The organism is Pantoea sp. NPDC088449, assembly GCF_044753225.1.
GTDB lineage: Bacteria > Pseudomonadota > Gammaproteobacteria > Enterobacterales > Enterobacteriaceae > Pantoea > Pantoea floridensis.
Genome location: NZ_JBIVMT010000001.1, coordinates 158,818 through 172,124 on the forward strand (window position 1 = coordinate 158,818; position 13,307 = coordinate 172,124).

The following is a 13,307-nucleotide window of genomic DNA, read 5'->3' on the forward strand; positions in this document are numbered from 1 at the left end:
TTCGTAGGGTGCGCATTCATGCGCACCTGCTTAAACAGGCATTTTTTTACTTGAGTGAGCAGCATTACGCCATTTAGGGCGACCCCTGCAAATTAACGCTCTTCAAATTCCTGATAATTATAAATTCCCGCCGCCAGCACCAGCTGCGAAGCCACTTCGCGCGCTTTCTCTTTATCTACCAGTAAATCAATCAGCTTCAAGGCAAAATCCATTGCGGTGCCTGGCCCTTGGCTGGTGAGTAGATTAACGCGCGGATCCCACACCACACGACGCTCCATCCATTTATTGTCGGGAATGGTGTCGCGTAAGCCGGGGAAACCAGTCATATTGCCGACCGGGAAAAGATCGTGTGGCACCAAAACCGTACCCGGCGCGGCACAGATCGCCGCCACAATTTTGCCTGAAACATGGAACTGGCGCACGGTCTCCACCAACAGCGGACTGTCGCGGAAGGTTTCGGCACCTTTTAGGCCACCGGGCAGCACTATCGCGTCGTATTCATTATCGGCCACTTCAACCAGTGGTGCATCCGCCAGTAAGCGGACGCCGCGTGAACAGACAATTTCACGGGTGCCATCGCTCTCCACGCTAGCGGTGGTGACGCTTAATCCGCCACGCACCAGCAAATCGATAGTGGTGACCGCTTCGGTCTCTTCACTGCCATGTGCCAGGCAAACCAGAACCGATGCGTTCGCGCTCATAGTGGGACTCCTTACGTTTAATCAGATCGTACAGACGGGTGTTTTCTGGCAGCGAAATCCCTTGCGCCCGGGCGCGGCGTAACAGGTAGCCAGTGATGTAATCAATTTCAGTCAGACGCTGCGCCCGCACATCCTGCAGCATGGATGAGATATTCGCGGCGGTGCTATCAATCACGTCATAGATAATGTCGCGCAGATTATCCACCGCGATATGCTGGCCTTCGCGCTCCATAACCCACGCGATTTCTTCACATAAGGCTGCGATTTGCTGTGGCCATGCACGCAACGCGCCGTTCTGGCAATTGTGCTCCACGGTAAGCGGATTGATGACGCAGTTGATCGCCAGCTTACGCCAGCTGGCTGCAGCGATATTGTCATGCCAGGCCACATCTGGCAGGGCCTGATGCAGAACATCGGCGATATCGCTCAGCGCGGCACTTTCCCGGCTGACGGGGCCAATATGGGTAATGCCCTGAGCGATATGTTTGATGACCGTTCCATCACGCATGGCGGCATGCGTCGTGATCCCGCGCAGCAGCGGCTGACGCAGATCTTTCAACTCGTCCAGCGTCCCCATGCCGTTATGCAGCAGCAGAACCGGTGTATGTGCGGGCAGCACGCTTTGCAGGTTTTTCACGGCCGGAGAGACTTGCGGTGCTTTGAGCGTTACCAGCAACAGCTGGCTTTCAGCGAGGAATAGCGGATCGTTGGCAATAAAAGTTTGATTACTTACGTGACCCTGTAGATCAACCACATTCACCGAGCAGTACGGCTGCGGCACACGTAACCAACCCTGGACCTCATGTCCCTGGCGGGCGAGAGCCGCGAGCCAAATCTGACCCAGAGCGCCGCACCCTAGCACGGTAATTTTCATTTTTCCTCCCGTGGGTGGGTTCCTGTTTGCACGTCATCGGTAAGTATAGCTTTCCGCGTATCGTGTTTTATTAGCGCCTCAAGACGCGTATTATGCATGTCACTTTAGTATCAGGAGAAGAAAAGATGCCATCTTTCGATATCGTTTCCGAAGTCGAATTGCCGGAAGTGCGAAATGCCGTGGAGAATGCGAGCCGCGAGATCTCAACCCGTTTCGATTTCCGTAACGTGAGTGCAACCATTGAGCTCAACGAAAAGAATGAGACCATCAAAATCAGCAGCGAATCTGATTTCCAGGTAAAACAGCTGGTGGATATTCTGCGCGAAAAGCTGCTGAAGCGTGGCATTGAAGGCGCGGCGATTGACGTGCCAGAAGAGATTGTGCACAGCGGTAAAAGCTGGTCTGTTGAAGCCAAGCTGAAAAAAGGCATCGAAAGTGATGTGGCTAAAAAGCTGGTAAAACTGATCAAAGACAGCAAGCTGAAAGTGCAAACGCAGATTCAGGGTGAAGAGCTGCGCGTAACCGGCAAGTCACGTGACGACCTGCAAGGTGCGATGGCGCTGGTGCGCGGTGGCAACCTTGGTCAACCTTTCCAGTTTAAAAACTTCCGCGACTAATCGCGTTTATCGCGCGCAGCACGACGATAGATTGTGCTGCGCGCAACGCCTAATGCCTCTGCTGCTTTGCTGATGTTGCCATTGAAACGCTGTAGCGTTTCGTTAATCAGCCGCTCATCATGACTCTGCCGATTTTCCTGAGAAGGCCTCGTCGCGCGACGATATTCCGCAGGTAAATGTACGTCTGTCACTTCCTCACCTTCATCCGCCAGTGCTAAGAGTACGCGTAGCAAGCTGCGTAGTTGTCGCACATTACCTGGCCACGGGAGCTGAGCCAGAGAAGTTAGCAGCGCAGGCGAGAGCTGAATATCGCGCTCGCCACCGCCTAACTCCAGCCATAAACGGCTGATAAATCCTTCCACATCTGGCCAGTCGCGCAGGGGTGGAATGGTCATAGAAAACTCCTGCAGCCGATAGAGCAAATCTTCCCGGAATTCCCCAGCGGCAACACGTGAGGCTAAATCACGGTGCGTGGCGCAGATGACGGCAAAATTCACCGGCCAGCTGCGACTGGACCCGAGCGGTGCCACTTCTTTCTCCTGCAACACGCGCAGTAAACGTGTTTGCAGCGCCAGCGGCATATCGCCAATCTCATCAAGAAACAGCACGCCGCCGTCCGCCTCACGGATCTTACCGATGTAGCCCTGTTTGCTGGCACCGGTAAAGGCACCGGGCTGATAGCCAAACAGTTCAGATTCGATTAGCGCTTCGGGAATCGCTGCGCAGTTGATGGCGACAAATTTACCGGCCTGCCAGCGACTCTGCTGATGCAACGCCCGGCTCACGTACTCTTTGCCACTGCCGGTTTCGCCGTGAATACACAGCGATACGCCAGCATTGAGTAGCCGCACCATTTTTTCGCCATCGCGACGCAGGGAGAAAGGTAAATCACGGGTGGATTCACTCGGTATAGCGAAATGGTTGCGATGCGGAGCGCGCAGGCGGAAATAGTAGCGCTGCGTGGCGTACTCGAGCGGAGCGGGAACGGTGTTGTCTTGTTGCTGCTGTTGTGGAAACAGCTGCTGGAAAGTCAGGGTGCCCAGCTGCTCCGCACTCAGTGCCAGCTCACGCATCGCCAGTCGATTAGCGGCAGTTAACACGTTGTCGGAGAACACCAGCAGCAGTTCATCGCGAGTATCAATACCCTGCGGCTGACAATGCAAACTCATTAACCACTGCTGTGGATGCAGGCTTTGCTTCACCCAGAGGTATTCAATCTGTTTAGCGGCTGCTTTCACCCAGCTAAAGGTTTGCGGATGTGGGAAGTGGGCAGGACCGGAAATGTCCAGCACGCCAGCAATCTGACCATTTGGCATTTGTAGCGGCATCGCTGCGCAGTACAGGCCTTGATTGAGCGTAAGGAAATGTTGATGGCCGGCGATTTCACAGCCGTCATCAATCGCCAAAGCGGTACCAATCGCATTGGTGCCGCGGCCGCATTCACTCCATAAATTGCCGGGCGCGAGCGCATAACGCTGGGCTTTCTCCATTGAAGGCATGTCGCCAAAGGTATTAAGCACCATACCGGTGGCATCCGACAGGATCAGCACTGACTGCTTTTCAGCCAGTTTCTGCGCCAGCTGCTTGATGACCGGCTGAGCAAACTGCTGAAGCCCGGCGTTACTGGCGAGTAAATCTGCCAGTTCACCCTGGCGAACGCGCGGAAAATCATCGGCGGTGCGGTCGAGGCCATACAGCTGGCTACGGAACCAGGAGTCGCTTAACAGCGGATTGGCGTTAGCGGCAGACGCGGATGGATTTCCCTGCATTGTTGACCTCGTGTGCTGATAAATGTGTTGCAGCATTGTAGCGGTTCAGTTTCCGTACTGTTGCGATACGCAACACAGATGACGAACTTTGCTGCGTTAATACCCATTATAAGAATGCTTATTTTTTTATTAATTTATTGAATTAAATCGTTTTTATTTCATTTTTCGCCAATTGGGAAAAGCTGGCACGCGCGCTGCAATAGCTTACGCGACGGCGATTGACTCAATGAGAAGCCATAGGGCTGACGCTGTCCGTTCAGATTATCTGACCCTACATTAAGGAGTTTGCGATGCGTTATGCACATCCCGGTACGCCCGGCGCTTTGGTTTCCTTTCAAGCGACGTACGGCAACTATATTGCGGGCAAATTCGTCGAGCCGCTGAGCGGCCAATACTTTACTAACACCTCACCGGTGACTGGCGGCGATATCGCACAGTTTCCTCGCTCGGATGCACGCGACATCGATTTAGCACTGGATGCCGCTCATCAGGCAGCGGAAGCCTGGGGGAAAACCAGCGTCCAGCACCGCGCCAACATCCTGTTGCAGGTGGCGGATCGCATTGAGGCGAATCTCGAGAAACTGGCGGTAGCGGAGAGTTGGGATAACGGTAAACCGATTCGTGAAACCCTGAATGCCGACCTACCGCTGGCGGTGGATCACTTCCGCTATTTTGCCGGTTGCTTGCGCGCACAGGAGGGCAGCACCGCAGAAATCGATGAAACGACCGTGGCGTATCACTTCCATGAACCGCTGGGCGTGGTGGGACAAATTATCCCGTGGAACTTTCCGCTATTAATGGCGGCGTGGAAACTTGCGCCGGCGTTGGCTGCGGGGAATTGTGTGGTGTTAAAACCGGCGGAACAAACGCCGCTGGGTATTACGCTGCTGATGGAAGTGATTGGCGATCTGTTCCCGGCGGGCGTGCTAAATGTGGTGCAGGGTTTTGGCCGCGAGGCCGGTGAGGCGCTGGCGACCAGCAAGCGTATCGCCAAAATCGCCTTTACGGGTTCTACGCCGGTAGGGCGTCACATCATGGCGTGTGCTGCGGAAAACATCATTCCCTGTACCGTCGAGCTGGGTGGTAAATCACCGAACATCTATTTCGCTGATGTCATGGACGGCGAGGACGATTTTATTGAAAAGGCGGTGGAAGGTTTGGTGCTCGGCTTCTTCAATCAGGGCGAAGTCTGTACTTGCCCGTCGCGCGCGTTGATTCATGAATCGATCTATCAAGCCTTCATGGATCGCGTGATGGCGAAGGTGGCAAATATCCGCCGTGGTGATCCGTTGGATACCGACACCATGATTGGCGCGCAGGCTTCGCGTCAGCAATTCGACAAAATCCTGTCTTATATCAACATCGCACGCGACGAAGGTGGGCAGATTCTGACGGGGGGCGATCGTGCAAACGTCGCTGCTGAGCTGAATAACGGATTTTATATTCAGCCTACCTTAATCAAAGGAACCAACCAGATGCGCTGTTTCCAGGAGGAGATTTTTGGGCCGGTGATTGGCGTCACCACCTTTAAGGATGAGGCAGAAGCGCTCGCCATCGCCAACGAAACGCAGTTTGGTCTCGGCGCTGGCGTATGGACACGCGATACCAATCTGGCGTATCGCATGGGACGCGGTATTAAAGCTGGGCGCGTCTGGACCAACTGCTATCACATCTATCCCGCTCACGCGGCATTCGGCGGCTATAAGCAATCGGGTGTGGGTCGTGAGACGCACAAGATGGCGCTGAGCGCCTATCAACAAACCAAAAATCTGCTGGTCAGCTATGGCACCGCGCCTTTGGGTCTGTTCTGAGTCCGCATCCGATCAAATGGAGAGTGAAAGATGAATATGCAAATCAAAACCACCATGAAAGCCGCCGTTGTAAAGTCTTTTGGTGAACCGTTAGTGATTGAGCAGGTACCGGTGCCGCAGGTTGGACCGGGGCAGATTTTGGTGAAGATCGCGGCAACCGGCGTGTGCCATACCGATTTACATGCGGCGGAAGGAGACTGGCCAATCAAGCCCAATCCGCCGTTTATTCCCGGTCACGAAGGGGTAGGGCAGGTTGTGGCGCTAGGGGAAGGGGTTAAACATCTGAAGATGGGCGATCGCGTAGGTGTGCCGTGGCTCTATTCGGCATGCGGTCACTGTGAACACTGTCTGGATAGCTGGGAAACACTGTGTCTGTCGCAACAAAATGCCGGTTATTCAGTAAACGGTAGCTTCGCAGAATATTGCCTCGCCGATGCCAACTATGTTGGCATCATCCCGGATAACGTTGATTACAACGAAATTGCGCCGATCCTCTGCGCGGGGGTCACCGTCTACAAAGGCCTGAAGATGACTGACACCAAGCCCGGCGATTGGGTGGTGATTTCTGGTATCGGTGGATTGGGACATATGGCGGTTCAGTATGCGGTGGCGATGGGGCTCAACGTGGCGGCGGTAGACATCGATGACGAGAAGCTCGAGTTTGCGAAACGCCTTGGTGCCAGCGTGGTGGCCAATGCGAAAAATGTCGATCCGGCGAAGGTGTTCCAGGAGAGTTTCGGTGGGGCGCACGGCGTACTGGTCACTGCGGTTTCACCAAAAGCCTTCGAGCAGGCGATTGGCACGCTGCGTCGCGGCGGCACCATGGTGCTAAATGGTTTACCACCGGGCAAATTCGATCTGTCGATCTTTAATATGGTGCTGGATGGCATCACGGTGCGCGGTTCTATCGTCGGTACGCGTAAAGATTTGCAGGAAGCATTAGATTTTGCCGGCCGTCACAAAGTGAAAGCCACCGTGGCGGTGGAACCGCTGACCAACATCAACGATATTTTTGCACGCATGCACGCCGGTAAGATTGAAGGGCGCATTGTGGTGGATATGTCGTTGTAATAAAAAGCCCGACGCTAGGGTCGGGCATGTTTTTTAGCAGCTGGCGAGCAGCGCTTCAAGTTCGACGCGGCTCGTCACTTTACTATCGATCTTGATGTAAGCACTTTTCTCTTCCGGCACGATAAATACCGATGCTACGCCGGGCTGCGCTTTCAAACGTTTCTCAAGGTTTGGCACCGCCAGCACCGCATCACTGAGCATGATGCGCAGGCTGCTGACGTAAGGTGGCTCCTGCATCGACATCGCCACAAACAGCCACGCTGCTGCGACAATCGCACCCACCAGGAATACGGTTTGTGCATCTACGTGCCCAAAGATCCAACCGCCCATACTGCCGCCAATCGCCACACCAATGAACTGACTGGTGGAGTAGATACCCATTGCGGTGCCTTTATAGCCCGCGGGCGACTCTTTACTGATCAAGGATGGCAGAATTGCTTCCATCAGATTGAAGGCGAGAAAGAACAGCTGCACGCCAATCACTAACGTCCAGAAGTGGCCCGCAGCGCCCCATAGCACGATCTCCGCGACGATAATGGTTGCTACGCAGCCGACAAACACGCGCTTCATGCGGCGCTTCACTTCGGCATAAATAATGAAAGGCACCACGGCGACAAAGGCGATCAGCATCGTGACCAAATAGACTTTCCAGTGTTCTGCCGCGGGCAAACCGGCCTGTTCAAACTGGCCTGGCAGTGCAACGAAACTCGACATCAGCAGAATGTGCAGGCAGAGAATACCGATATTCAGTTTTAGCAATCTTGGATTGGCCAACACCGCGCGGATGCTGCCTTTTACCATACCCGATTCGCGATTGAGTACGTGGTTCGGCGCCGTTGGTACTACTAACAAGGTAATCACGATGCCGAGCGTGGCGAGGATGGCAATCATCCAGAACAGCGCGTGCAGGCCCAGCGCATGGGTGACAATCGGGCCGACCACCATCGCAATAGCAAAGGTAACGCCAAAACTGATACCGATGAACGCCATGGCTTTGGTGCGGTTCTGTTCGCGAGTTAAATCTGACAGCAGCGCCATTACCGCAGCGGCGATCGCGCCGGAGCCTTGCAAGGCACGGCCTAAAATTACTCCCCAAATGGAATCGGAAGTGGCGGCAATAACGCTACCAAAGACAAAGAGTAGCAGCCCGCCTACGATCAGCGGCTTGCGGCCAACGCGATCGGATAGGAGACCGAAGGGAATCTGGAAAACGGCTTGTGCTAAACCATAGATACCGATTGCGAGACCAATCAGCGTTTCACTGGCGCCCTGTAACGCCATGCCGTACGTGGTGAGTACTGGCAAGACCATAAACATTCCCAGCATGCGCAGGGAAAAAACGGTGCCTAAACCCCATGTAGCGCGAAGCTCTACTGGCGTCATTTTATTGTCGTTCATGTTTACCTCAAAATTATGCTGTGCCCATTTTAGGCAGCAGGGCAGGGCGGGTAAAACATTTGTTCTTAAGCAGTGGTAACAAAAAGAAAGGGCGCGAAATTCGCGCCCTTTACTCCATTTGCGGTGCTGTATTACCAGACGTAAGTCAGCAGATCTTTTGACGCGGGCGTCATGAAATCAACCGACATCATCACGCTCAATGCGGTGATAGCGACAATTGAGAACACAAACAGTTTACGCGCCCAAACTTTATCGTTTGAGGTTTTGTAACCTGAGAGCGCCATGCCGAGCCACCACACGCTCACGGCTGCAGCCACCACCAGATATTTGTAGCCCGCGTAACCGCCAAGCGTCAGCATCAGCGTGGCAATCATGAACGCCAGGATATACAGCGTAATATGATTTTTTGCCACCGAGATGCCTTTCACTACCGGCAGCACCGGAATGTTGGCAGCCTGGTAATCTTTAAAGCGGAAGATGGCAATCGCATAGGAGTGCGGCATCTGCCACAGGCTAAAGATAGCCAGTAAAATCAACGCGCCAGCATCAAACTGGTTGGTCACCGCGCAGTAGCCAATCACTGGCGGCGCAGCGCCAGAGAGGCTACCAATCAGCGTGCCGTAGACCGAGTTACGCTTCATATAGAGGCTGTAAACGCCTACGTAAACCACGAAGCCCATCACCGCCAGCCACATGGCCAGCGGATTAGCGCCGAAATACAGCAACGCAAAGCCAGCAATACCCAATGCGGTTGCATAAACCAGGCTTACTTTCGCCGAGATCAGGCCTTTGACCAGAACACGGTTCCGCGTTCTCTCCATTTTGATGTCGATATCGCGGTCAATCACGTTGTTGAAAACACAACCTGATGCGACAACCAGCGATACGCCAACCAGTGAGGCGAGAAACAGGGTGTAATCAATGCTGCCTTTCGAAGCCAGCAGGAATCCACCGATCACAGAAATTAAATTGCCGAAAATAATTCCTGGTTTTGTTACTTGCAGGTATTGCTTAATCATTACGCGACTCTTTAGTGGGCCATCATGTTGTAGTTGAGGTTCCACATAATCCACAGTGAGCCTACAACAACAATCAAGATGATGAGTGCTGAGAAGACGATGGCCACCATGTTCCAGCCACCTTCTGATTTGCTGTCTAAGTGCAGGAAGTAGACCAGGTGAACCAGCACCTGAACCACCGCACACACCAGAACCACACCCAGAATAGTGCCGTGTGAAGCGCCGCCATCCATCACCATCCAGAACGGAATACCAGTCAGGATGATCGAGAGGACGAAGCCGATCATGTAAGACTTCACGCTACCGTGCGAAGCGCCATGTTCGTTAACAGAATGACTCATTACATGGCTCCCATCAGGTAGACAACGGTGAATACGCAGATCCACACCACATCCAGGAAGTGCCAGAACAGGCTGAGGCACATGATACGGGTGCGGTTGGTTGCAGTCAGACCACGTTTAGAAATCTGGAACATCATCACTGCCATCCAGATCAGACCAGAGGTCACGTGCAGACCGTGCGTGCCGACCAGCGTAAAGAACGCTGACAGGAAGCCGCTGCGGTCAGGACCGAAGCCTTCCTTGATCAGGTGATGGAATTCATAGATTTCCATCCCGATGAAGCCTGCACCGAACAGGAAGGTCAAGGCTAACCAGCTGATGACCGAGCCCTTGTTCTGGTTGTTCATCGCGATCACTGCCATGCCATAAGTAATGGAGCTGAGCAGCAGCAGCGCGGTTTCGACCAGAACGAACGGCAGTTCAAAGATGTCTTTACCTGCCGGGCCACCGGCAGTGTTATTGACCATAACTGCATAGGTCGCAAACAGGGTTGCGAAGATAATGCAGTCACTCATCAGGTAGATCCAGAAGCCAAAGACTTTATTGGCTCCTGCATCGTGATGCCCATGCTCCGCATGGGCGTCGTGGTGGTGTTTTGCAGTTTCAGTTGACATTATTTCAGACCTGCTTTGCTGATTTCGTCAAAGTGCTTCTTCTCGATCTGCTCGACTTCGGCAACCGGTACGTAGTAATCCACGTCTTCATCGAAGCTCTTCACAATCCAGGTCACGATAGTACCCAGGAAGGTGAGGCCAGCCAGCCACCAGATATGCCAGATCATTGCGAAACCGAAGACAGTCATCAGAGCCGCGATAACAACAGCTGCACCGCTGTTTTTCGGCATATGAATTTCTTCATATTTTTCTGGCTGCTTGTACGCTTCGCCTTTCTCTTTCATTTCCCAGAATGCATCACGCTCGTGAATCTGTGGGATAACGGCAAAGTTATAGAACGGCGGTGGTGAAGAAGTTGCCCACTCCAGCGTACGGCCACCCCACGGGTCACCGGTCAGATCGCGGTTCTGGTCACGGTCACGCACTGAAACGTAGAACTGGGTAATCTGGCACAGGATACCGCAAGCGATCAGCGCCGCACCGCCTGCTGCAACCACCAGCAGAGTGTGGAACTGAGGATCGATGTCCTGGCTGATACGACGCGTCATACCCATGAAGCCCAGCGCATACAGCGGCATGAATGCCACGAAGAAGCCGATGATCCAGAACCAGAACGCGCGGATACCCCATTTTTCATTCAGCGTGAAGCCAAATGCTTTCGGGAACCAGTAGGTCACGCCAGCCATACAACCGAACACCACACCACCGATAATCACGTTATGGAAGTGGGCAATCAGGAACAGGCTGTTGTGCAGAATGAAGTCTGCACCTGGAACCGCCAGCAGAACACCTGTCATACCACCAATAGAGAAGGTAACCAGGAAGCCGATGGTCCACAGCATCGCTGAGTGGAACTCAACGCGACCCTGATACATGGTGAACAGCCAGTTGAAGATTTTCACGCCGGTCGGGATGGCGATGATCATCGTCATGATACCGAAGAAGGCGTTTACGTTGGCGCCGGCACCCATGGTAAAGAAGTGGTGCAGCCAAACAATGAACGACAGTACGGTAATCGCGATGGTCGCCCACACCAGTGAGGTGTAACCGAACAGACGCTTTTTAGAGAAGGTTGCAGTGACTTCAGCGAAGACACCAAACACCGGCAGAACCAGGATGTACACTTCCGGGTGACCCCAGACCCAAATCAGGTTGACATACATCATCATGTTACCGCCCATTTCATTGGTGAAGAAATGGAAGCCGAGGTAACGGTCAAGTGTCAACAGAGCCAGCGTAACGGTCAGTACCGGGAACGCAGCGATGATCAGGACGTTAGTACACAGTGATGCCCAGGTGAATACCGGCATTTTGAACAGGTCCATGCCCGGCGCACGCATCTTCAGAATGGTAACGAAGAAGTTGATACCGGTCAGTGTGGTACCGATACCGGACAGCTGCAGACTCCAGATCCAGTAATCGACCCCGACGCCAGGACTGTACTCCGCACCCGAAAGCGGCGGATAAGCCAACCAGCCGGTCTGTGCAAACTCGCCCACACCCAGAGAGATGTTCACCAGGATCACACCGATCGCGGTAAACCAGAAGCTCAGGTTGTTCAGGAACGGGAAGGCAACGTCACGTGCACCGATTTGCAGCGGTACCGCGATGTTCATCAGACCTACCACGAAAGGCATCGCCACGAAGAAGATCATGATCACGCCATGCGCGGTGAAGATCTGGTCGTAGTGGTGCGGCGGTAGAATGCCAGCTTCCCCAGCGGAAGCCATCACTTGTTGGGTACGCATCATTACCGCATCGGCAAAGCCGCGCAGCAACATGACGAAGGCCATGATGATGTACATGATACCCAGTTTTTTGTGGTCGATGGAGGTGAACCATTCAGACCACAGGTACTGCCACTTACCAAAATAGGTAATCGCCGCAACCAGCGCCAGACCACCCAGAATGATAGCGGCAACCGTAACCACGATAATGGGTTCGTGGTATGGCACTGCATCCAGTGTTAATTTTCCGAACATCGTATTATTCCTCGGCTCCCGCGGAAGCGGCGTGACTCATGTCCATACCTTTATGCTCTGGCATGTCCATCTTCCCGTGGCTCATCATGAACTTATCAATAACTTGCTTGAACAGTTCTGGATTAGCAGTTGAGAAATATTCCACCGGGTGATTTTCGCTTGGCGTAGCCACTTTCTCGAAATCATCCATGGTGGTCAGCGTGTTAGGTGCCGCTTTAACTTTGGCCACCCACTGCTGGAATTCCGCATCGTCTTTGGTTGCAATGGCTTTGAACTTCATACCAGAGAAACCACGACCACTGAAGTTTGCAGAGATACCGTCAAATGTTCCTGGCTCGTTGGCGATCAGATGCAGTTTGGTCTGCATACCGGCCATCGCGTAGATCTGGCTGCCGAGAGTAGGAATAAAGAAGGAGTTCATCACGGAGTTGGAGGTGATCTTGAAGTTCACCGGAGTATTTGCCGGGAAGGCAATTTGGTTAACGGTTGCAATACCCTGTTCTGGGTAAATAAACAGCCATTTCCAATCCAGCGCCACTACATCGATCTCAACCGGTTTAACGTCAGAAGCCAGCGGTTTGCTTGGTTCCAGCGCGTGGGTTGATTTCCAGGTCAAAACGCCGAGGAAGATAATGATCAGGATCGGAATGGTCCAAACCACGGCTTCCACTTTGTTTGAGTGTGACCAGTTAGGGCTATAGGTTGCATTAGTATTGGTTGCCCGATATTTCCAGGCAAAAAATACTGCCATGAAGACTGCCGGGATAACCACGATCATCATCAAGCCAAAAGCTGTCAGAATCAGCGAACGTTGCTCCAGTGCAATCTGTCCCTTGGGATTTAACAACGCACTATCGCAGCCACTGAGTAATACAGCGCCTGCAATTAATGACAAAATCCCCAAACTTTTATTGTATTTACTGAGTCTCATTTAACGACCTCAATGACAAAGGGCTCTATTGTCGTTTAAGTGTGCGCGCATTTTACGGGAAGGTTTATGCAGTGTAAACCAGCTTAAGGATGTGTCAGAAGGCTGTTGACACCTTTTGCTAAGGGTGTCACAGATGTTACGCAGGGTGACAAATTATTAACTGCGACAAGCAGTTGGCG

General features: G+C 53.2%; 12 protein-coding genes. 3 read left to right on the forward strand and 9 right to left on the reverse strand.

All coding sequences use genetic code 11. The features are described 5' to 3' along the window. Positions 1–92: 92 nt before the first annotated feature. Positions 93–701: a protein deglycase YajL gene (yajL, locus tag ACIP6T_RS00755; protein ID WP_097094725.1), complete on the reverse strand. Its 609-nt coding sequence runs from the start codon at positions 699–701 to the stop codon at positions 93–95. Continuing rightward, positions 655–1,575, reverse strand: a complete 921-nt coding sequence (panE, locus tag ACIP6T_RS00760; protein WP_400454827.1) for a 2-dehydropantoate 2-reductase — start codon at positions 1,573–1,575, stop codon at positions 655–657. Before panE ends, yajL begins: the two co-directional genes overlap by 47 nt. A 125-nt stretch (positions 1,576–1,700) precedes the next feature. Here panE and ACIP6T_RS00765 point away from each other — a divergent pair, with 125 nt between their 5' ends. Continuing rightward, positions 1,701–2,192, forward strand: coding sequence for a YajQ family cyclic di-GMP-binding protein (locus tag ACIP6T_RS00765; RefSeq protein ID WP_097094723.1), 492 nt, complete (start codon positions 1,701–1,703; stop codon positions 2,190–2,192). Here ACIP6T_RS00765 and ACIP6T_RS00770 read toward each other — a convergent pair. Then, the gene (locus ACIP6T_RS00770; protein WP_400454830.1) at positions 2,189–3,961 is read right to left on the reverse strand and encodes a sigma-54-dependent Fis family transcriptional regulator; all 1,773 of its coding nucleotides are present in this window, start codon (positions 3,959–3,961) and stop codon (positions 2,189–2,191) included. The two genes, ACIP6T_RS00765 and ACIP6T_RS00770, sit on opposite strands and share 4 nt — an antisense overlap. Positions 3,962–4,251: 290 nt before the next feature. Between ACIP6T_RS00770 and ACIP6T_RS00775 the strand changes: the two genes are divergently transcribed. Both ACIP6T_RS00775 and adhP read left to right on the forward strand, forming a co-directional pair. Continuing rightward, positions 4,252–5,772, forward strand: a complete 1,521-nt coding sequence (locus ACIP6T_RS00775) for an aldehyde dehydrogenase family protein (RefSeq protein WP_097094721.1) — start codon at positions 4,252–4,254, stop codon at positions 5,770–5,772. A 30-nt stretch (positions 5,773–5,802) separates the two neighbouring features. Next, on the forward strand, positions 5,803–6,843 hold the full coding sequence (adhP, locus tag ACIP6T_RS00780; RefSeq protein WP_061717460.1) for an alcohol dehydrogenase AdhP: 1,041 nt from the start codon (positions 5,803–5,805) through the stop codon (positions 6,841–6,843). Positions 6,844–6,876: 33 nt separating this feature from the next. Here the strand turns inward: adhP and ACIP6T_RS00785 are convergent, their stop codons facing one another. The 6 genes from ACIP6T_RS00785 to cyoA form a co-directional block, all read right to left on the reverse strand. Beyond that, the gene (locus ACIP6T_RS00785) at positions 6,877–8,241 is read right to left on the reverse strand and encodes an MFS transporter (RefSeq protein ID WP_097094719.1); all 1,365 of its coding nucleotides are present in this window, start codon (positions 8,239–8,241) and stop codon (positions 6,877–6,879) included. A gap of 131 nt (positions 8,242–8,372) precedes the next feature. Next, a complete protein-coding gene (cyoE, locus tag ACIP6T_RS00790) occupies positions 8,373–9,260 on the reverse strand; it encodes a heme o synthase (RefSeq protein WP_008103945.1) in 888 nt (295 codons plus the stop codon). An 11-nt stretch (positions 9,261–9,271) separates the two neighbouring features. Further along, positions 9,272–9,601 carry a cytochrome o ubiquinol oxidase subunit IV gene (locus ACIP6T_RS00795; protein WP_007886986.1) on the reverse strand — a complete coding sequence of 110 codons (330 nt, stop codon included), beginning with the start codon at positions 9,599–9,601 and terminating at the stop codon, positions 9,272–9,274. Next, complete coding sequence (locus ACIP6T_RS00800; protein ID WP_007886985.1) at positions 9,601–10,215, reverse strand: cytochrome o ubiquinol oxidase subunit III; 615 nt, start codon at positions 10,213–10,215, stop codon at positions 9,601–9,603. Before ACIP6T_RS00800 ends, ACIP6T_RS00795 begins: the two co-directional genes overlap by 1 nt. Continuing rightward, entirely contained in the window at positions 10,215–12,197 is a 1,983-nt protein-coding gene (gene cyoB / locus ACIP6T_RS00805) for a cytochrome o ubiquinol oxidase subunit I (RefSeq protein WP_097094718.1), read from the reverse strand. Before cyoB ends, ACIP6T_RS00800 begins: the two co-directional genes overlap by 1 nt. Positions 12,198–12,201: 4 nt before the next feature. Continuing rightward, the gene (gene cyoA / locus ACIP6T_RS00810; protein ID WP_097094717.1) at positions 12,202–13,128 is read right to left on the reverse strand and encodes a cytochrome o ubiquinol oxidase subunit II; all 927 of its coding nucleotides are present in this window, start codon (positions 13,126–13,128) and stop codon (positions 12,202–12,204) included. Positions 13,129–13,307 lie beyond the last annotated feature (179 nt).

Coding starts and splice junctions, on each gene's coding strand:
- ACIP6T_RS00800 (WP_007886985.1), bottom strand. CDS start 10,215: ATGTCAACTGAAACTGCAAAACACCACCACGACGCCCATGCGGAGCAT.
- ACIP6T_RS00785 (WP_097094719.1), bottom strand. CDS start 8,241: ATGAACGACAATAAAATGACGCCAGTAGAGCTTCGCGCTACATGGGGT.
- adhP (WP_061717460.1), top strand. CDS start 5,803: ATGAATATGCAAATCAAAACCACCATGAAAGCCGCCGTTGTAAAGTCT.
- ACIP6T_RS00765 (WP_097094723.1), top strand. CDS start 1,701: ATGCCATCTTTCGATATCGTTTCCGAAGTCGAATTGCCGGAAGTGCGA.
- ACIP6T_RS00775 (WP_097094721.1), top strand. CDS start 4,252: ATGCGTTATGCACATCCCGGTACGCCCGGCGCTTTGGTTTCCTTTCAA.
- cyoA (WP_097094717.1), bottom strand. CDS start 13,128: ATGAGACTCAGTAAATACAATAAAAGTTTGGGGATTTTGTCATTAATT.
- ACIP6T_RS00795 (WP_007886986.1), bottom strand. CDS start 9,601: ATGAGTCATTCTGTTAACGAACATGGCGCTTCGCACGGTAGCGTGAAG.
- panE (WP_400454827.1), bottom strand. CDS start 1,575: ATGAAAATTACCGTGCTAGGGTGCGGCGCTCTGGGTCAGATTTGGCTC.
- cyoE (WP_008103945.1), bottom strand. CDS start 9,260: ATGATTAAGCAATACCTGCAAGTAACAAAACCAGGAATTATTTTCGGC.
- yajL (WP_097094725.1), bottom strand. CDS start 701: ATGAGCGCGAACGCATCGGTTCTGGTTTGCCTGGCACATGGCAGTGAA.
- ACIP6T_RS00770 (WP_400454830.1), bottom strand. CDS start 3,961: ATGCAGGGAAATCCATCCGCGTCTGCCGCTAACGCCAATCCGCTGTTA.
- cyoB (WP_097094718.1), bottom strand. CDS start 12,197: ATGTTCGGAAAATTAACACTGGATGCAGTGCCATACCACGAACCCATT.